Annotated in this window: 13 protein-coding genes; 8 read left to right on the top strand and 5 right to left on the bottom strand. The window is 72.5% G+C overall.

Translation table 11 applies throughout. The annotated features are described in order from the left end of the window. Window positions 1-21: 21 nt before the first annotated feature. Both der and AB9M23_RS02380 read left to right on the top strand, forming a co-directional pair. A complete protein-coding gene (gene der, locus AB9M23_RS02375; protein ID WP_372422163.1) occupies window positions 22-1,440 on the top strand; it encodes a ribosome biogenesis GTPase Der in 1,419 nt (472 codons plus the stop codon). 118 nt (window positions 1,441-1,558) lie between these two features. After that, complete coding sequence (locus AB9M23_RS02380; RefSeq protein WP_372422164.1) at window positions 1,559-6,391, top strand: DUF3320 domain-containing protein; 4,833 nt, start codon at window positions 1,559-1,561, stop codon at window positions 6,389-6,391. 6 nt (window positions 6,392-6,397) lie between these two features. Here AB9M23_RS02380 and AB9M23_RS02385 read toward each other — a convergent pair whose 3' ends face one another. Continuing rightward, the gene (locus AB9M23_RS02385) at window positions 6,398-7,483 is read right to left on the bottom strand and encodes a substrate-binding domain-containing protein (protein WP_372422165.1); all 1,086 of its coding nucleotides are present in this window, start codon (window positions 7,481-7,483) and stop codon (window positions 6,398-6,400) included. Window positions 7,484-7,783: 300 nt separating this feature from the next. On the opposite strand from AB9M23_RS02385, the gene AB9M23_RS02390 reads away from it, so the two are divergent. From AB9M23_RS02390 to AB9M23_RS02405, 4 genes are all read left to right on the top strand, one after another. Beyond that, window positions 7,784-9,061 (top strand): ABC transporter substrate-binding protein, encoded by a 1,278-nt coding sequence (locus AB9M23_RS02390; protein ID WP_372422166.1) that lies wholly within the window; start codon window positions 7,784-7,786, stop codon window positions 9,059-9,061. Window positions 9,062-9,218: 157 nt separating this feature from the next. After that, window positions 9,219-10,151, top strand: a complete 933-nt coding sequence (locus tag AB9M23_RS02395; RefSeq protein WP_372422167.1) for a carbohydrate ABC transporter permease — start codon at window positions 9,219-9,221, stop codon at window positions 10,149-10,151. Next, complete coding sequence (locus tag AB9M23_RS02400) at window positions 10,148-10,978, top strand: carbohydrate ABC transporter permease (RefSeq protein ID WP_372422168.1); 831 nt, start codon at window positions 10,148-10,150, stop codon at window positions 10,976-10,978. Before AB9M23_RS02395 ends, AB9M23_RS02400 begins: the two co-directional genes overlap by 4 nt. 142 nt (window positions 10,979-11,120) lie before the next feature. Then, the gene (locus tag AB9M23_RS02405; RefSeq protein ID WP_372422169.1) at window positions 11,121-12,224 is read left to right on the top strand and encodes an ABC transporter ATP-binding protein; all 1,104 of its coding nucleotides are present in this window, start codon (window positions 11,121-11,123) and stop codon (window positions 12,222-12,224) included. 39 nt (window positions 12,225-12,263) lie between these two features. On the opposite strand, the gene AB9M23_RS02410 is transcribed toward AB9M23_RS02405, so the two are convergent. The 3 genes from AB9M23_RS02410 to AB9M23_RS02420 all read right to left on the bottom strand — a co-directional run bounded on the left by AB9M23_RS02410 (window position 12,264) and on the right by AB9M23_RS02420 (window position 14,737). Beyond that, window positions 12,264-13,958: an alkaline phosphatase family protein gene (locus tag AB9M23_RS02410; RefSeq protein WP_372422170.1), complete on the bottom strand. Its 1,695-nt coding sequence runs from the start codon at window positions 13,956-13,958 to the stop codon at window positions 12,264-12,266. Window positions 13,959-14,048: 90 nt separating this feature from the next. Beyond that, window positions 14,049-14,474, bottom strand: a complete 426-nt coding sequence (locus AB9M23_RS02415) for a type II toxin-antitoxin system VapC family toxin (RefSeq protein WP_372422171.1) — start codon at window positions 14,472-14,474, stop codon at window positions 14,049-14,051. Then, window positions 14,471-14,737 carry an AbrB/MazE/SpoVT family DNA-binding domain-containing protein gene (locus AB9M23_RS02420; RefSeq protein ID WP_372422172.1) on the bottom strand — a complete coding sequence of 89 codons (267 nt, stop codon included), beginning with the start codon at window positions 14,735-14,737 and terminating at the stop codon, window positions 14,471-14,473. The genes AB9M23_RS02415 and AB9M23_RS02420 overlap by 4 nt, the downstream gene beginning before the upstream one ends. Window positions 14,738-14,934: 197 nt before the next feature. Here AB9M23_RS02420 and AB9M23_RS02425 point away from each other — a divergent pair, with 197 nt between their 5' ends. After that, window positions 14,935-15,615, top strand: coding sequence for a 3-oxoacid CoA-transferase subunit A (locus tag AB9M23_RS02425; RefSeq protein WP_443726242.1), 681 nt, complete (start codon window positions 14,935-14,937; stop codon window positions 15,613-15,615). A gap of 11 nt (window positions 15,616-15,626) precedes the next feature. Beyond that, window positions 15,627-16,265 carry a 3-oxoacid CoA-transferase subunit B gene (locus tag AB9M23_RS02430; RefSeq protein ID WP_372422174.1) on the top strand — a complete coding sequence of 213 codons (639 nt, stop codon included), beginning with the start codon at window positions 15,627-15,629 and terminating at the stop codon, window positions 16,263-16,265. Between the two features lie 9 nt (window positions 16,266-16,274). Here the strand turns inward: AB9M23_RS02430 and AB9M23_RS02435 are convergent, their stop codons facing one another. Continuing rightward, window positions 16,275-17,720, bottom strand: a complete 1,446-nt coding sequence (locus AB9M23_RS02435) for a carotenoid oxygenase family protein (protein WP_372422175.1) — start codon at window positions 17,718-17,720, stop codon at window positions 16,275-16,277. Window positions 17,721-18,206 lie beyond the last annotated feature (486 nt).

Here is an 18,206-nt window from a genome sequence, read left to right on the forward strand (position 1 = left end):
CCCGCCCGCGCGGGACGCACCATGTCGCTCGTCGTCGCCGTCGTCGGCCGCCCCAACGTGGGCAAGTCGACCCTGTTCAACCGCCTCGTCGGCAAGAAGCTCGCGCTCGTCGACGATCGCCCCGGCGTGACCCGCGACCGCCGCGAGGGCGATGGGAAGCTGGCGGACCTGCGCTTTCGCATCATCGACACCGCCGGCCTCGAGGAGGCCGACCCCGGCAGCCTCGCCGGGCGCATGCGCGCGCAGACCGAGCGCGCCATCGCGGACGCCGACGTCGTGCTCTTCGTCATGGACGCGCGCACCGGCCTGCTGCCGGCGGACCAGCCCTTCGCCGAGCTCGTGCGCCGCTCCGGCAAGCCGGTGATCCTGCTCGCCAACAAGGCGGAGGGACGCGCGGGGGCGGAGGGGACCTACGACGCCTACGGGCTCGGGCTCGGCGAGCCGATCGCCTTCTCGGCGGAGCACGGCGAGGGGCTCGGCGAGCTCTACGACGCGCTCCTCGCCCACATGCCGCGCGACGCGGCGGCCGAGACGCTCGAGGACGGCGAGGAGGCCGACCTCGCCCGCGGCGCGGCGCCGATCGAGCTCGACCCGGAGATCGACGAGGACCGCGACGAGACGCCCGTCGGCAAGCCGGTGCAGATCGCCGTGATCGGACGGCCGAACGCGGGCAAGTCCACGCTGATCAACCGCATGCTCGGCGAGGACCGTCTCCTGGTGGGCCCCGAGGCCGGCATCACCCGCGACGCCATCACCGTGCCGTGGGAATGGCGCGGCAAGGCGGTCAAGCTCATCGACACGGCGGGCATGCGCCGCCGGGCGAAGGTGCAGGAGAAGCTCGAGAAGCTCTCCGTTTCCGACGGCCTGCGCGCCATGCGTTTCGCCGAGGTGGTGGTGGTGCTGCTCGACGCGACGATCCCTTTCGAGAAGCAGGACCTCACCATCGTCGACCTGGTCGAGCGCGAGGGCCGCGCGGTGGTGATCGGCCTCAACAAGTGGGACCTCGTCGCCGACCAGCCGAAGCTCCTCGCGGAGCTGCGCGAGAAGGCGACGCGGCTCCTGCCGCAGGTCAAGGGCGCGCCCGTCGTGCCGCTGTCGGGGCTGGCGGGGGAGGGAATCGATCGGCTGATGCAGGCGGTCTTCGCGGTCTACGCGACCTGGAACAGGCGCATTTCGACGGCCAAGCTCAATCGCTGGCTCGGTGACGCGCTCTCGGCCAACCCGCCCCCGGCGGTGTCCGGCCGGCGCATCAAGATCCGCTACTGCACCCAGGTGAAGGCGCGCCCGCCGCACTTCTCCTTCTTCGGCAACCAGCTCCACGCCCTGCCGAAGAGCTACACCCGCTACCTCGTCAACAGCCTGCGCGAGACCTTCGAGCTGCCGGGTGTGCCGATCCGCTACTCCTTGAGAGTTGGCAAGAACCCGTACGACAAGGGGTGACGGCGGGGGCGGCTCCGCCGTCCGCGGCGCCATCCGCCTGCTTGCATCTTCGTTTCACGGTTGCGATAAGGTCGTCGAAAACGGCCTCGTGGCGAGGCTGTCGCGCAGGAGACGCAGCGTGGACGACCAGCCGAGCGCGCGGAATCGCACCCGCCTGGAAGCGGAGCTCGCCGCGGCTCGCACGCGGCTGATCGAGACGGGCACGCGCAACCGGCTGGTGCACGTGAACCGCGCCTCGAAGCGCCCCGCGACGCTCGCGGTGCGCGTGCCCGACACCCAGGTCCTGTTCGAGCGCCTCGTCCGCGAGGGCCGTTCCCTGCGCTTCGCCGCGGATCCCGACCTCGCCGCCCGCGCCGCCGCGGGCGCGCGGGAGGAGGAGGAGCCCCTCGCCGAGGAGGGACCCGCGGAGGGCGGCGGCGCCTTCCGCATCCCGGTGACGCTGCCGAACGCCGCCCTCGACGAGGACGAGGAGGACGAGCCGGTCGCGCGTGCGGCGCCGACGGCGCGCGCGGCCCCGCGGCCCGATACCCTCGTCACCCGGCTCGGGCCGGCGGCGCTCGAGAAGCGGCTCCTGCGCTTCTTCCGCGACGCGCGCCTGCTCGAGGAGGAGCAGGGCGTCAACATCCTCTATCTGGCGATCGGTTTCCTGCGCTGGTACGAGGACGACCGCAGCGACGTCCCCCGCGAAGCGCCGCTCGTGCTCGTCCCGGTCTCGCTCGTGCGCGACGCGCGGCGGTCGACCTTCGACCTGAAGGCCCGCGAGGAGGACATCGGCCCGAACCTCCCGCTCGCCGAGCGCCTGCGCGAGCTCGGCGTGACGCTGCCGCCGATCCCCGAGGCGGAGGACTGGACGCCCGCGGCCTATTTCGACGCCGTGGAGGAGGCGGTCTCCGGCAAGCCGCGCTGGGGCGTGGACCGCGCCGGCGTCGAGCTCGGCCTGTTCTCCTTCGCCAAGCTCCTGATGTTCCACGACCTCGAGCCGGACAAATGGCCCGGGCACGCCATCCTCGAGCATCCGCTGCTGCACGGGCTCCTCGTCGAGGGCTTCCCCGATGCGCCCGCGCCGCGTGCGGTCTCGCCCGGCGACCTCGACCGCCGCTACCGGCCGAGCGACCTCCTGCACGTGGTCGATGCCGACCATTCGCAGACGCTCGCCATCGAGACCGCGCGGATGGGCGGTAATCTCGTCGTGCAGGGGCCGCCGGGCACGGGCAAGTCGCAGACGATCGCCAACCTCCTCGCGGCGGCGGCGCACGACGGGCTCTCCGTGCTGTTCGTGGCCGAGAAGATGGTGGCGCTCGAGGTCGTGCACGCGCGCCTCGCCCGCGCGGGGCTCGGGCCGCTGTGCCTCGAGCTGCATTCGCGGGCGGCCAACAAGCGGCTCGTCGCGCAGGAGCTCGGCCGCACCCTGGAGAGCGGCGCCGATGCGCCGGACCTCTCCCACAGCGAGCGGCGGCTCGCCGCGGTGCGCGACGCGCTCAACGCCGCGAGCGAGGGGCTGCACGCGCCGCTCGGTGCCACCGGGACGACCCCCTACCACGCGCTCGGCGACCTGGCCCGCGCCGCCGGCGTCGGCCTGCCGCCCCCCTCTCTGGCCATCGAGGGCCTCGCGGAAGCCGACGCGCGGTCGTGGGACGCCCTCGTCGCGCAGGCGGCGGGGCTCGCCGATCTCTCCGCGCGCCACGGCCGCGCCGACGCGCATCCCTGGCGGGGCGCGACGCGGCTCGCGCTCCAGCCGCTCGACCTCGACCGGCTCGCGCCGTCCTGCGCCGCGCTGGCGGACGCCCTGCCGAAGCGGGTCGAGGCCTGCGGCGCCTACGCGCGCGCGCTCGGCTACGGGCCGTCGCGGACCGTCCACGACATGACCGGCCTCGCCCGTGCCCTCGACGCCCTGGCGCGGGCGCCCGGCGGCCCCGAGATGCGCGACGCGCTCGTCGCGCTGCCCGAGGCCGCGCTCGCGGGCTGCGACGCGCTCCTCGCCGACGCCGCGGAGGCGATCGCGGCAATCGAGGCGGACCTGCCGCTGTTCGCGCCGGCGGCGCTGGAGGCCCGCACGGCGGACGTGCGCGCGGCCCTCGCACGCGGCGCCGGCTCGTTCTTCGCCCGGCTGGGCGGGAGCTATCGCCGGGCGGTCGCGGAGCTGGCGACGTGGATCACGGGGGACGTCCCGCGCGAGCCCGGGAAGCGCCTCGCCCTCGTCGACCGGCTGATCGCGCTGAGGCAGCGGCTCGCCGCGCTCGAGGAGATCGGCACGCAGGCGCGCGAGACGCTCGGACCGCTCTGGGCGGGGCGGCGCACGGACGTCGCGTCCCTGAAGGCGGTCGTCGCCTGGCGCCGCGGCCCGGCCGCGGTCTTCGGCGCGAATCTCGCGGCGCGGTGGCCGCAGCTGAGGGGGTTCGCCGGTGATGCGCGGCTCGTCGAGTGGTCGCGACAGGTCGGCACACTCGCGCGCGAGAGCACGCAGGCGCTCGGCACCATCCTCGACACGCTCGGGCTCGACCTCCCGCGCGCCTTCGACGTCGCGCGCCTCGAGGCGATCCCGCTCGCCGGGCTCGTCGAGCGCCTCGCCGCCTGGCGGGACGGGACGGCGCGGTTCCCCGAGTGGCGCGCGCTGGCGCAAGCGGAGGCCGCGCTCGCGGACGCCGGCGCGGGGGACCTCGCCCGGCGCCTCGCCGAAGGGCGCCTCTTGCCGGGAGCCGCGCTGGAGGAACTGCGCCACGCCCGCGCCGAGGCGCTCTGGAAGCGCGCGCTCGCCGAGCGGCCGGGGCTGGCCGGGCTCGAGGGCCTGCGCCGCGGGGATCTCGTCGCCGAGTTCGCGCGGCTGGAGCACGCCCGCCGCGGCGAGGTCGCCGCGCTCATCCGCGCCCGCCACGCCGCCGCGATGCCCCGCGGCGGCAGCGGCGAGATGGCCGTGATCCGTGGCGAGATCGCCAAGAAGCGCGGGCACATGGCGCTGCGCCGCCTCGTCGCCCGCGCCGGCTCGGCCCTCCAGCGCATCAAGCCGATCTTCCTGATGAGCCCGCTCTCGGTGGCGCAGTACCTCGAGCCGGGGCGCATCCGCTTCGACCTCGTCGTCTTCGACGAGGCGAGCCAGGTGCGCCCGGAGGACGCGCTCGGCGTGCTCGCCCGGGCCGATCGCGTCGTCGTGGTCGGCGACGCCAAGCAGCTGCCGCCCACGAGCTTCTTCGATCGCCTGATGGCCGACGCCGCCCCCGCCGAGGACGCGGAGGAGGACGATGCCGGGGACGCGCTCGCCGGCGCGGCCAAGGCGACGGAGCTGGAATCGATCCTCACCCTGTGCGAGGCCCGCGGCCTGCCGCGCACGCGCCTGCGCTGGCACTACCGCTCGCGCCACCCCTCGCTCATCGCCGTCTCGAACGCCGAATTCTACGAGCACGACCTCGTGCTGCCGCCCTCGCCGCAGGCCGAGCGTGGCGCGCAAGGGCTCGTCGCCACCCGCGTCGCCGGAGCCTACGATCGTGGAGGCACGCGCACGAACGCCGCGGAGGCCCGCGCGGTCGTCGAGGCGGCGGCGCGCCACGCCCGCGAGCGGCCGGGCGAATCGCTCGGCATCGTCACCTTCTCCACCGCCCAGCGCGACCTCGTCTCGCTGCACCTCGACGAGGCGCGCCGCGCCGACCCCGCGCTCGACGCCTTCATCGTGGCGCGCGAGGGCGGGGAGAGCCTGTTCGTCAAGAACCTGGAGAACGTGCAGGGAGACGAGCGCGACGTGATCCTCATCAGCGTCGGCTACGGCCCGCGCCGGGCCGGCGAGCCGCTCGACACGATGGCGTTCGGGCCCGTCTCGTCGGACGGGGGAGAGCGGCGGCTCAACGTGCTGTTCACCCGCGCGCGGCTGCGCTGCGAGGTCTTCGTCTCCTTCGCGAGCGGGGACATCGACCTCGCCCGCGCCCGCGGACGTGGTCCCGCGGCGCTCAGGCGGTTCCTCGCCTATGCCGAGACGGGCGTGCTGGAGACGGCCGCCGCCACGGGGCGCGACCCCGAGAGCGGGTTCGAGGAGGATGTCGCGCGCGTCGTCGCCGGCCTCGGATACCTCGCCGATCCGCAGGTCGGGCACGCGGGCTTCCGCATCGATCTCGCGATCCGCCACCCCGAGACGCCCGGGCGCTGGATGCTCGCGGTCGAATGCGACGGCGCGAGCTATCACGGCGCTCTGTGGGCGCGCGAGCGCGACCGCCTGCGCCAGGAGATCCTGGAGGGCATGGGCTGGCGCTTCCACCGAATCTGGAGCACCGACTGGTACTACCGCCGGGAGGCCGAGATCGCGCGCCTGCGCGCGGCGCTCGAAGCCGCGCGGGCCGAGCCGCCGCCCGCGCCGGCGCCCCCGCCCGCACCTCCACGGAAGAACGAGCACGACATGCTCGTGCCCGACACCGGGCCGCCCCACGGCGCGCCCGGCCCCGCCGCCGGCGACCCCTACCGCGCCGCCGCGCCGGCCGCCCCGCGGGGCGTCGAGCCGCACGAGGCGCGCCCGTCGGACGTCGCGCGCATGGTCCGCGAGATCGTCGCCGTCGAAGGTCCGATCCACGCCGACGAGATCGCCCGGCGCTACGCCGCCGCCTTCGGCGCGCAGCGCGCCGGGGCGCGGATCGCCGAGACGGTCGCCCGCGGGCTCGCGGCGGCGGCCGCCCGGGGGGTGGGCGAGGACGCCCTCCTCGTCGAGCGCGGGTTCTGGATGACACGGGCGCAGCATGCCTCGCCGCCCGTACGCGACCGGACGGAGGCGCCCCCGAACACCCGCCTGCCGGCGATGATCGCCGCGCACGAGATTCGCGCCGCACTCGCCCGGGCGATCGCCGACAACGGCGCCATGGACCGCGAGGAGGCGGTCACGGCGGTGGCGCGGCTCCTGGGCTTCCAGCGCACCGGCTCGGAACTGCGCGCGCGCATCGGCCAGGCCCTCGGCGAGGCGCCTCCGCCCCCGACCTGACCCCGCTCACCGCGCCGGCCGTCGCGCCCCGGCGTCGCCGCCCGCCGCGCGGGCCGCGGGCGCGCCGCCGCGCAGCCCGTGCGGCGGGGCGACGGAGGCGCGGAAGACGAGGTCGACCGTCCACAGCTCCCGGAGCGCCTTCGGGTCGACGCCCGAGATCCGCTCGATCAGCATCTCGCCGATGCGATAGCCGGCGCGGCGAATGGGGGAGAGCGTCGTCGCGAGCGGCGGGTCGAAGGTCTCGGCCTTGAGGAAGGGCAGGGCGTCGTCGTGGGCGATGACGGAGACGTCGCGCCCCACCGCGAGCCCGAGATCGCGCGCGGCGCGATAGACGCCGAGCGCCAGAAGCACGCTCGAGGCGAGGAAGGCGGTCGGCCGCTCCGCCGTGTCCAGCATCGCGCGGGCCTGGCGATAGCCCACCTCCTCGGTCATCGGCGCGTTCGTGATCCGGCCCGGCGCCGGCGAGAGGCCGCGGCCGGCGAGCGCGGCGCGATAGCCCTGCTCGCGGTCGCGCGCGAAGCTGAGCGCGGCGTCGCCGTTCAGCAGCGCGACGTCGGTGTGGCCGAGGTCGAGCAGCAGCGCGGTGGCGCGCGCGAACGCGTCCTCGTTGTCGATGTCGAGATAGGCGTAGGGCAGCGTCTCCTGCGTGCGGCCGTGCACGACGAACGGAGCGCCCAGCGCCGTGAGCTCGGCGATGCGCGGGTCGCGCAGGGTCGGCGAGGACAGAACGAACCCGTCGACCCGTCCGGCGTTGACGAGCCGTCGGTACGTCTCGAGTTCCTCCCGCGGCGGCGTCGCGCGCAGCGACAGCTCCATCTCGGTGCGCGCGATCATTTCCGCGAGACCGGCGAGGAGTTCGAAGAAGTGCGGGTCGACCAGCAGGTTGCGCTCGACGGGAAACAGGATGGCGACGGTGCCGGCCCGTCCGGTGGCCAGGCGCCGCGCCGCCGGGTTCGGGCGGTAGTTGAACCTGCGCGCCGCCTCCAGCACCTGGCGGCGCGTCGCCTCGGCCACGTCCGGGTAGCCGTTGAGCGCCCGCGAGACGGTCGTCTGCGAGATTCCCAGGTGTGCGGCGAGTTCCTTCAGATTCATACCGCTGGTCCAAAGCGCTTTGAGTGAGCATTGTGCGAGCTTTCGTAGTATCACGCAAGGCTTTCGGCACCTGCGAAAAGACATGCTGCGGTGCAAAACAGAAAATGATGCTTCGCTTCCTTGACAGATTACCCCACGTCGTTCTACGCCTTCCCCAAAGCGCTTTGGATGCGCAACGTCGGACGCGCCGGCCCGCTCCGGGGCGACCTGCGGTGTCGATGCCCGAGGCGTTCGTCTTCACGGGATCCACGGACGGCGAAGCGCGGGGGCGCGCGCCGGCAGCAAGGGAGGACTTCACGCATGCAGGTTCGCACTCTCATCGGCGCCTCGGCGCTGGCGTTGACGGCGGCGCTCGCCGCGGGCGGGGCGCAGGCGCAGGGCGCCTCGATCTCGATTTCCTGCGGTGCGCTGGGCCAGGAACTCGACATCTGCCGCGACGGCGCGGAGGCCTGGGCCGAGGCGACCGGCAACTCGGTGACGGTGGTCTCGACGCCGAACTCCTCGACGGAGCGCCTCGCGCTCTACCAGCAGCTGCTCGCCGCCGGCGCGGCGGACATCGACGTCTTCCAGATCGACGTGATCTGGCCGGGCATCCTGGCCGACCACTTCATCGACCTCGCGCCCTACATGGACGGCGCGCAGGACGAGCACTTCGAGGCGATCGTGGAGAACAACACGATCGACGGACGCCTCGTCGCCATGCCGTGGTTCACGGACGCGGGGCTGCTCTACTACCGCTCCGACCTGCTCGAGAAGCACGGCTTCGAGGTGCCGACCACCTGGCAGGAGATGACCGACACCGCCAAGGCGATCCAGGACGCCGAGCGCGCCGAGGGTAATCGCCAGATGTGGGGCTTCGTGTTCCAGGGCCGCGCCTACGAGGGGCTCACCTGCAACGCGCTCGAGTGGGTCGACGCGTTCGGCGGCGGCTCCATCGTCGATCCCGACGGCACGGTGACGATCGCCAATCCCAACGCGGTCGCCGCGCTCGAGCTCGCCGGCACCTGGATCGGCAACATCACGCCCGAGGGCGTGCTGAACTACGCCGAGGAGGAGGCCCGCGGCGTGTTCCAGTCCGGAAACGCCGTGTTCATGCGCAACTGGCCCTACGCCTACCCGCTCGCCAACGGCGCGGACAGCCCGATCTCCGGCAACGTCGGCGTCGCGGCCCTGCCGCGGGGCGGCGAGGACGGCAAGAACACCGGCACGCTCGGCGGCTGGCAGCTCGCCGTCTCGCGCTACTCCGAGGAGCAGGAGGCCGCCGCCGACCTCGTGCGCTACCTCACCTCCTACGAGGAGCAGAAGCGCCGCGCCATCGTCGGCGCCTACAATCCGACGATCGCCGCGCTCTACGAGGACCAGGAGGTGCTCGACGCGGTGCCGTTCTTCGGCGATCTCTACGACACGTTCGTCAATGCGGTGGCGCGTCCTTCGCGTCCGACCGGCGAGAGCTACAACCGCGTCTCGGCGGAGTTCTGGGAGGCGAGCCACAACGTGCTCACCGGCAACGCCACGGCGGAGCAGGCGCTCGCCGACCTGCAGTCGGCCCTCGAGCGCATGAGCCGTCGCGGCTGGTGATCCGCGACGCGCTCCCGCCGGGAGCCCGAGACGTCGGCGCCGCCCGGAGCCCCCCGCTCCGGGCGGCGCCCGCCCCCCGCACCTGTTGGTCTCGCGTCCTCGCGCCGGGCTCGGCACGCCGGCGCCGCGCGACGGGGAGACACGGAAAGGCCGATCCATGGCGACGCCCGCCAAATCCTCGGAGCTGACCCGCGCCCGCGTGCGCTCGGCCTGGCTCTTCCTCACGCCGATGATGATCGTGCTCGCCCTCGTCGCCGGCTGGCCGCTGCTGCGAACGATCTTCTTCAGCTTCACGGACGCGCGCCTGTCGTCCCTCTCGGACTACGAGTTCATCGGTTTCGCCAACTTCCTCGAGTACTACGAGGGAGAATGGTACGGCGTCATCGCCGATCCCGACTGGTGGCGCGCCGTCTACAACACGATCTGGTTCACGGTGGTCTCGGTCGGCCTGGAGCTCGTGCTCGGCATGATCGTGGCGCTCACCCTCAACGCCGCCTTCCCGGGGCGCGGCATGCTGCGCGCGGCGATCCTGATCCCGTGGGCGATCCCGACCATCGTGTCGGCGCAGATGTGGGGCTGGATGCTGCACGACCAGTTCGGCGTCCTCAACGACATCCTGATGACGTTCTGGATCATCTCCGAGCCCGTCGCCTGGACCGCCTCGCCCGACACCGCGCTGTGGGCGGTCGTGATGGTCGACGTGTGGAAGACGACGCCGTTCATGGCGCTCCTCATCCTCGCGGCGCTGCAGATGCTCCCGTCGGACTGTTACGAGGCCGCGAGGGTCGACGGCATCAGCCCGATCAAGGTGTTCTTCCGGGTGACGCTGCCGCTCATCCGCCCGGCGCTGATGGTGGCGATCATCTTCCGTGCGCTCGACGCGCTGCGCATCTTCGACCTGATCTACGTGCTCACCTCGAACTCGCGCGACACGGCCTCGATGTCCGTCTACGCGCGCCAGCAGCTCGTCGACTTCCAGCAGGTGGGCTACGGCTCCGCCGCCTCGACGCTCCTGTTCCTCATCATCGCGCTCCTCGTGATCGTCACCCTGATGGTCGGGCGCGTGCGCCTCGGGGAGGATCCGCGATGAGAACGTCCTTCGTCGCCAAGGCCGGCTTCTGGCTCCTGATCGTGGCGATCGTCATCTTCGCGATCTTCCCGTTCTACTATGCCGTGATCTCCAGCCTGCGCTCGGGGCAGGCGCTGTTCTCCGCGGCCGTGTGGCCGGATTCGGTGAGCATCGCCAACTACGTCTCGGTGTTCACCGGCCAGCCCTTCGGGCGCAACATCCTCAACTCCGTGGTCGTCGCGGTGTCGGTGGTGGCGCTCTCGCTGTTCCTCGGCGTGACCGCAGCCTACGCGCTCGGGCGCGTGAGCTTCCGCGGGCGGGGACTCCTGCTCTTCACCATCCTCTCGGTGTCGATGTTCCCGCAGGTGGCCGTCTTGTCGGGCATGTTCGAGCTCGTGCGCGCGCTCGGCATCTACAACAGCCTGTGGAGCCTAATCCTCTCCAACATGATCCTGACTCTGCCCTTCACGGTGTGGGTGCTCACGACCTTCATGCGCGAGCTGCCCAAGGAGCTCGAGGAGGCGGCCTTCGTCGACGGCGCCTCGCCCTGGACGGTGGTGCGCCGGATCTTCCTGCCCTTGATGTGGCCGGCGATGGTGACGACGGGGCTGCTCGCCTTCATCGTGGCCTGGAACGAGTTCCTGTTCGCGCTCACCTTCACGCTCTCCACCGAGCAGCGCACCGTGCCCGTCGCGATCGCGCTGCTGACCGGCGCCACGCAGTTCGAGCTGCCTTGGGGCAACATCATGGCCGCCTCCGTCACGGTCACCGTGCCGGTGGTCGTGCTCGTGCTGATCTTCCAGCGGCGCATCGTGTCCGGCCTCACCGCCGGCGCGGTGAAGGGCTGAGCCGACCAGCGACCGCGCGCGCGGGGTCTCGGCCCCGCGCGCCGCTTCACCCCCGCTTTCGCGCAGCACACGCGTGAGCGTGGCACAAGAGAAACGAGACGGGCGCCTCCCGGTGGCGTCCCGGAAACGACAGGAGGAGGCGATGGCGGAGGTCGTTCTCGAGAAGGTCACCAAGCGCTTCGGCAACGTCGAGATCATCCATGCGGTGGACCTCGACATCAAGGACGGGGAGTTCGTCGTCTTCGTCGGCCCCTCGGGCTGCGGGAAGTCGACGCTGCTGCGCCTCGTCGCCGGGCTGGAGGACATCAGCGACGGCGATCTGATGATCGGCGGGCGCAGGGTCAACGCGCTCTCGCCCAAGGAGCGCGGCATCTCGATGGTGTTCCAGTCCTACGCGCTCTACCCGCACATGACGGTCTACGAGAACATGGCCTTCGGCCTCGAGCTCGCGAAGTCGGGCAAGCAGGAGATCAAGGACGCGGTGCTCAAGGCCGCCGACATCCTGGAGCTGACTCCGCTGCTCGACCGGCTGCCGAAGAATCTCTCCGGCGGCCAGCGCCAGCGCGTCGCCATCGGGCGCGCCATCGTGCGCGAGCCGAAGGTCTTCCTGTTCGACGAGCCGCTGTCGAACCTCGATGCGTCGCTGCGCGTGCAGATGCGCATCGAGATCGCCAAGCTCCACAAGGACATGGGCGTGACGATGATCTACGTCACCCACGACCAGGTCGAGGCGATGACGCTCGCCGACAAGATCGTCGTGCTCAACGCGGGCAACGTCGAGCAGGTCGGGCACCCGCTCGAGCTCTACCACAACCCGCAGAACCTCTTCGTCGCCGGCTTCATCGGCTCGCCGCGGATGAACTTCATCGAGACGACGGTGGACAGTGCCACGGGAGGCACGATCACCATGGGCCTCCCCGGCGGCGGGCGCGCGGTGGCGAAGGTCGACGGCTCGCGCGTCCAGCCCGGCCAGAAGGTGACGCTCGGCATCCGCCCGGAGCACATCGTGCTCGAGCCCGCGGAATCGCAGGTCTCGGGCAAGATCGACGTGATCGAGCAGCTGGGCGAGGCCTACCTGCTCCACGTGCGCCTCGCCGACCGCTCGCTCGTCACGGCGAAGATCCCCGGCGACGCGCCGCAGCGCGAGGGCGACGAGGTGACCCTCGGCTTCGACGGGGCGCTGTGCCACGTCTTCGACGAGCGCGAGAAGGCCCTGCCGCGGATCATCGAGACGGCGGCGGCGTGAGGGGGTCGGCTCCGTGGAGCGATCCGCGAGCGGGCGACGTCAGCGGGCGACGACCGGGGCGCCGGCCTGATCGGCGTTACGGCTCCGGCCTCGCCAGCCCTCCAGCAGCGTCGGCCGCAGCGCGTCGATGCGGGGCAGTGCGGCGTCGCCGACGAGCGGCCGGGGCGGCGGGGCCGCGCCCGGGCGGAACGCCAGCGCGTCGAAGGGCGCGAGCAGCGCCGCATCGCTCGCGAGCACGTGGACCGGCACCGCGCGCGACGCGTCTTCCCCCGTGATCAGCGGTGCCGGCTGGTGGTCGCCCATGACGATCACGACGGTCTCGGGCGAGAGCCGGTCGGCGACGAAGGCCGCGACCGCGTCGATCGAATGCGCGACCGAGCGCGCGTACTGCGCCCGCACGGCGTCGGGATCGCGCCAGACCTCCCGCGGATGCGGCGCGCCGTCCGTCCACCGGCGGTAGATCGCGCCGTCGCCCAGCGCCTCCCAGGGCACCACCTCCGGGACCGGGAGCCAGGGCGCGTGGCTCGAGATCAGCGCGGCCACGGCGAAGACCGGCGGGCGATCGGGCGCGTCGAGCTCGGCGCCGGCGAGGTGGTCGAGGGCGAACTGGTCGGGCACGATTCCCCAGTAGAAGGGGGGTCCCGCGTACCCCATGTGGGCGGCCTCGAAGGTCGCGTCGTAGCCCAGGAGCTGACCCTCGGGCCAGGGCATGGTGATCGCCGGCATCGACTGGACGGTGCGCCGGCCGGCGCGGGAGAAGTCGTCGACGAGGGTGCGCGGGTCCTCGGAGAGGAACAGCGCGTAGAGCGTCTGGTCGTCGATGAAGCGGCCCGCCGAGACGCTGGCGTGGTTGAGCCAGGATTGCCCGCCCGCGCTCGCCGCCACGAGCCGCCCGGAGGAGAGGGCGAAGCCGGCCGCGCGCGCGCGCGCCTCGAAGGCGGCGAGGCGCGGGCCGACGACGTCCGCGTAGGCGGGCTCGTCGAGGGCCGTGACGCCGTAGCTCTCGATGAAGACCACCAGGACGTCACGTCCCTCGAGCGCGCCGAGCATCTCGGCGTCGGGAATGCCGTCGGCCGCGTCCCGGGCGAGATCGGCGCGGAAGGCGGCGCGCCGGCCCAGTGCGACGACGAGTCCCTCCGCCTGGAGCGCCACCGTCAGGCTCGCCGAGCCGCCGACCGGCCGCCAGCCCGGAAGCCCCTCGAGGAACGCCTTCTGCCCCCCGTAGAGCGCGAGCGCGCCGGCGCCGAGCGCGTACATCGTGCGCCGTGCGGACGCCGCCGCGAACAGCTCCACGAGCCGCGACAGGCCCCACGCGAGGGCGGCCCACAGCGCGGCGAGGCCGACGAGCAGCCCCGCCACCGCGCCCCAGGCCCGCAGGGGGCCGAGCAGCGTGCGCGCGACGTCCATCGTCGCCGGCAGGAGCGAGACGTCGAGATACAGGTTGAGCGGACGGTCGACGACCGAGCGCGCCGTGAGATCGGCGATGCGGATCGCGACCATGAGGACGAGGAGCGCCGCGAGGGCGTGCACGAGCGCCCGCGGCACCCGGCCGAGCCGCGCGCGCACGAGCGCCAGGACCGCGAACACCGCCCCCACCTCCAGCGCGAAACCGAGATGGAAGGCGCCGAACAGCGCCTCCGCGAAAGGTGGCAGGTTCACGGCGAGGCTCGCCAGGAACCACGCCGCGAGCAGGATCGAAGCCGCCGCGAGCGGGGAGGGGGATGGGCGCGTCATCGAGGGTCCTTCGCCGTCGAAGGGTGTCTACGCGCGACCCTGGCCCGTGGATGGCGAGAAGTCGAGCGGGCGGCGAGCCGCTCCGAAGCATCACCCCGGCGAGCGTGTCCCGTCGACGACGGCGAGCCCGCATGCATGGCCGGCGGCCGCGAGCCGCCGGTCGCAGGTGGCGAGCGGCAGGCGCCCGCGCACAGCGACTTCCAGGTACGTCGCGTCGTAGATCGTCAGCCCATGAGCCGCGGCGAGAGCGCGTGTCGCGCCCCAGGCGTGCACCGTGGTCGCATCGTCGATCCGGATGCGCATGCGCTCCAGCCGCGACAAGGTCGCCTCGACGAGGTCCGGCGTGCAGCGCCCGCGCCGCACGGCCGTCGCGAGGGCGTTGGCGACCTCGACCTTCCAGAGCGAAGGCACGAGGGCTCCGGTCGACGGAATCCGCAGGAGGAGCGCGAGGCCCGCCTCGGTCCGCTCGTCCTCGAAGAACCAGGAGAGCGTCATGGAGCTGTCCAGGACGATCACTCCCCGCGCCGCCCTTCGTCGACGAGCTGACGGATCGTGAGGCCGTTCAGGCGCAGGCCGCGGGAGGCGCGAACGATCTCCTGCGCCGCCTCCATGGCGTCGCGCATCTCGGCCTCCGACCGCGCGGGACGAATCACGACCGTGCCGTTCTCCACCGCGCACTCGACCTCGGCGCCCTTCGTAAGCCCGGCCGCACGCACGACGTCGGCGGGGAGGCGGACCGCGAGGCTCTTGCCCCATTGCCCGATGATGGATCTCGTCATCGCGACCTCCTGGTGGACCAGCGCGCCGTGGCGGGCGCTCGAGTGATATCCCTAGGATATCCCCCGTTCGTCCGCAAGGCGCCTCGGTACGCCCGCACGGGCTGGCCGACGTGCGGCGATTTTCTCGAACACTTCCATCCGCTAAGCCTGTGGGGCGCGCGGGCGCTCTCGCCCGCCTCGGGGAGACGACAGGCATGATCGACAAGATCGTCCCGACGCTGGAGGCGGCGGTCGAGGGCATCCGCGACGGCGCGACGGTTCTCGTCGGCGGGTTCGGCACGGCGGGAATGCCGTTCGCGCTCATCGACGCGCTCATCGCCCAGGGCGCGAAGGACCTCACGATCGTCTCGAACAACGCCGGCAACGGCGACGGCGGCCTCGCGGCGCTGATCGCGGCGCGGCGCGTGCGCAAGGTGATCTGCTCCTTCCCGCGCCAGCACGACAGCTGGCACTTCGACCGGCTCTACCGGGCGGGCGAGATCGAACTCGAGGTCGTGCCGCAGGGCAATCTCGCCGAGCGTATCCGCGCGGCGGGCGCGGGGATCGGGGCGTTCTTCACGCCCACCGGTTACGGCACGCTGCTCGCCGAGGGCAAGGAGACGCGCACGATCGACGGGCGCGACTACGTGCTCGAGTACCCGATCCGCGCCGACGTCGCGCTGATCAAGGCCCGCGCCGGCGATCGGCACGGCAACCTCGTCTACACGAAGACCGCGCGCAATTTCGGGCCGATCATGGCGAGCGCCGCGGCGCTCACGGTGGCGCAGGTCTCGGAGGTCGTGCCGCTCGGCGCGCTCGACCCGGAGAGCGTCGTCACCCCCGGCATCTTCGTCTCGCGCGTCGTCGTCGCGCAGGAGACGACGCCCCCGTCCTGGTGAGGTTCCCCGCGATGAACAAGCTCGACCGCGACACGATGGCCGCCCGCGTCGCCCGCGACATCCCCGACGGCGCCTACGTCAACCTCGGCATCGGCCTGCCGACCCGTGTCGCCGATCATCTGCCCGCGGGGCGCGAGATCGTGCTGCACACCGAGAACGGGCTCCTCGGCATGGGGCCGCGCCCGGCGCCCGGGGAGGAGGACCCCGAGCTGATCAACGCCGGCAAGCAGCCGGTGACGACGCTGCCCGGCGCGTCCTTCTTCCACCACGCGGATTCCTTCGCGATGATGCGCGGCGGCCACCTCGACATCTGCGTGCTCGGCGCCTTCGAAGTCTCGATCGGAGGCGACCTCGCCAACTGGCACACCGGCAAGCCGGACGCGATCCCCGCCGTCGGCGGCGCCATGGACCTCGCGATCGGCGCCAAGCGCGTCTTCGTGCTCATGGAGGCGCTGACGAAGGAGGGCCGGCCCAAGCTCGTGCGCGAATGCACCTATCCGCTCACCGGCCGCGCCTGCGTCTCGCGGGTCTACACGGACCTCGCCACCTTCGACATCGGGCCGGACGGGGTCGTCGCGCGCGAACTGGTCGCGGGGCTGGAGATCGACGCGCTGCGCCGGCTCATGGAGCTCGACCTCCGCCCGGCGTGACCGTGCGCCTCAGGCGTGCAGCGGCCCATCCTCCGGCGTGCCGAGGAAGTTGCCGTGGAAGCCGAAGGTGACGATCTCGGGTGCCTCCGCCCGCGCGATCTCCTGGAGCGTCGCCGCGTCGAGCACGAGCAGGTTGGAGCGCTCGGCGCGGGCGTCGAGCACGACGGAGAGCAGCACGCCGTCGTCCTCCGCCACGCTGCCCGGACGGCGCACGAGAACCGGCTCGCCGGGCCATGCGCCCTCCTCGCGCCAGACGCGAGCGTTCGTCGCCGGGTCGCCGGCGAGGTCGATCTTGACGATCGAATCGAAGAAGTCGTCGCCCGCCTGGCCGCTGCCCCAGACGAACCGGTAGGGTCGGCCCTGGCGCCGCGGGTAGTCGATCCGCGGCAGCTCCATCGGCGTGTCCGACAAGGTGCGCACCGCCACCTCCCCGCCGCCCGCGGGCAGCGTCAGCCGCACCAGCCGCCCGACCGCGCGGACCGGCTCGCTCCCGCGCAGCCGGGCGAGATAGAGCGCGTCGATGACCGACGCGTCGTCGTAGGCGACGAGGTCGATTTCGAGGGCGTCCTCGCATTCGACGGCGTTGACGTGGTGGAAGGCGAAGAGCGGCGGCGCGGTCCAGCGCCCGACCAGCGCGCCGGTCTCCTTGTCGATCGCGGTGAGCGTCGTCCCCCGCGCCGGGTCCCAGCGATAATTGCGGATGAAGGGCACGCCCGAGAGGTACAGGCGCAGGGGGTTCACCACGAAGGGGAACTCGGCGAGGATCAGCCGGCGCGCGCTCATGCCGAAGGAATGCATGTAGGACGGCCGGTCCACCGGGATGCGCGCGAGCTCGCGCTCGGCGCCCCCGTCGTCGACGGCATGGACGTGGTAGGCGGAGCGGCGGCCGAAGGAGATCAGGTAGGTGTAGGCGCTCGCCCCGTCGTGGTGCGGATGCGCCGTCGAGACCGAGCCCTCGACGGACGCGCCGAAATCGTGGACGCCGAGCGTCTCCAGCGTGTGCGGGTCGAAGCGCACGGGAAGGCGCGTCTCGGTCAGCGCGACGATCTCGCCGCCGATGCGGTTGACGCTGACCACCGCGTTGTCGGTGATCGTCGGCTCGAGGATGGCCTGCACGCGCCCGAACAGGGTGCGGCAGGGGTCGGTGGCGAACTCGGCGTGGACGATCCGGCCCGTCCGCGTCGCCTCCTCGTAGGCCCGCGAGCGCAGGAAGCGGCTGCGATAGGTCACGCGCCCGTCGGCGACGGCGAAGCGATGGAGCCGCGCGAGGCCGTCGAACCAATGCGCGTAACGCTCCGCGCCGACCTCGAACAGCGCCGGCGCGACCCGCAGCAGCGCGCCCGAGAGCCAGTCCGGCAGCGTCCCGCGCACGGGGAGCGCGACCTCCGCAACCTCGCGGGTCGTCGATCGGAAGCCGACGGCGTAGGGCGCCCCGTCGTCGCGCTGTTCACACATACGAATCGTCGACCTCGTTCGAATCGGCGCGGCTCCCGATCGCGGAATCCGGAGCATCTCCGGGAAGCGTCGCACGGCGACGGCCCGATTGGCCACACCCTTCGCCAATTCGCTGCTTGCCGACGCAGGCGCACACCATCATGCATGATGCTCGCATAACGGGTTGGTGCGTCGACACCGGACTATTCGATCCGGCGACGAGCCAGGGCTGGCCAGCGTCCCGCGCCGGGAGATGGGCTCCCGGCGCCATGTGGGCATATGCCTTGCCCGATCGATCGGAGGATGAGCGATGAAGTGGCTGCTGCCACGTCTGAGCTCGTCGCTGACGTTCCGCAGCGTGCGGAAGACGAGCTGGTCCCTCGTCTTCCGCGTCTCGCTGGGAGCGTGAGCAAAACGAGAGGGGAGGGGAAACTCTCCTCTCTCGGTCCGATCCTCTTCATAGCACGTCCGCGAGCGTCGGCAAAGGCACGCTCGCACGCGTCCCGC

It is taken from the genome of Salinarimonas chemoclinalis (assembly GCF_041514305.1).
Lineage (GTDB): Bacteria > Pseudomonadota > Alphaproteobacteria > Rhizobiales > Beijerinckiaceae > Salinarimonas > Salinarimonas chemoclinalis.

What these genes read in the sequence shown, in the direction of transcription:
- AB9M23_RS02395 (WP_372422167.1), top strand. Translation starts at nt 9,219, where the DNA reads ATGGCGACGCCCGCCAAATCCTCGGAGCTGACCCGCGCCCGCGTGCGC.
- AB9M23_RS02430 (WP_372422174.1), top strand. Translation starts at nt 15,627, where the DNA reads ATGAACAAGCTCGACCGCGACACGATGGCCGCCCGCGTCGCCCGCGAC.
- AB9M23_RS02435 (WP_372422175.1), bottom strand. Translation starts at nt 17,720, where the DNA reads ATGTGTGAACAGCGCGACGACGGGGCGCCCTACGCCGTCGGCTTCCGA.
- AB9M23_RS02390 (WP_372422166.1), top strand. Translation starts at nt 7,784, where the DNA reads ATGCAGGTTCGCACTCTCATCGGCGCCTCGGCGCTGGCGTTGACGGCG.
- AB9M23_RS02385 (WP_372422165.1), bottom strand. Translation starts at nt 7,483, where the DNA reads ATGAATCTGAAGGAACTCGCCGCACACCTGGGAATCTCGCAGACGACC.
- der (WP_372422163.1), top strand. Translation starts at nt 22, where the DNA reads ATGTCGCTCGTCGTCGCCGTCGTCGGCCGCCCCAACGTGGGCAAGTCG.
- AB9M23_RS02420 (WP_372422172.1), bottom strand. Translation starts at nt 14,737, where the DNA reads ATGACGAGATCCATCATCGGGCAATGGGGCAAGAGCCTCGCGGTCCGC.
- AB9M23_RS02405 (WP_372422169.1), top strand. Translation starts at nt 11,121, where the DNA reads ATGGCGGAGGTCGTTCTCGAGAAGGTCACCAAGCGCTTCGGCAACGTC.
- AB9M23_RS02400 (WP_372422168.1), top strand. Translation starts at nt 10,148, where the DNA reads ATGAGAACGTCCTTCGTCGCCAAGGCCGGCTTCTGGCTCCTGATCGTG.
- AB9M23_RS02410 (WP_372422170.1), bottom strand. Translation starts at nt 13,958, where the DNA reads ATGACGCGCCCATCCCCCTCCCCGCTCGCGGCGGCTTCGATCCTGCTC.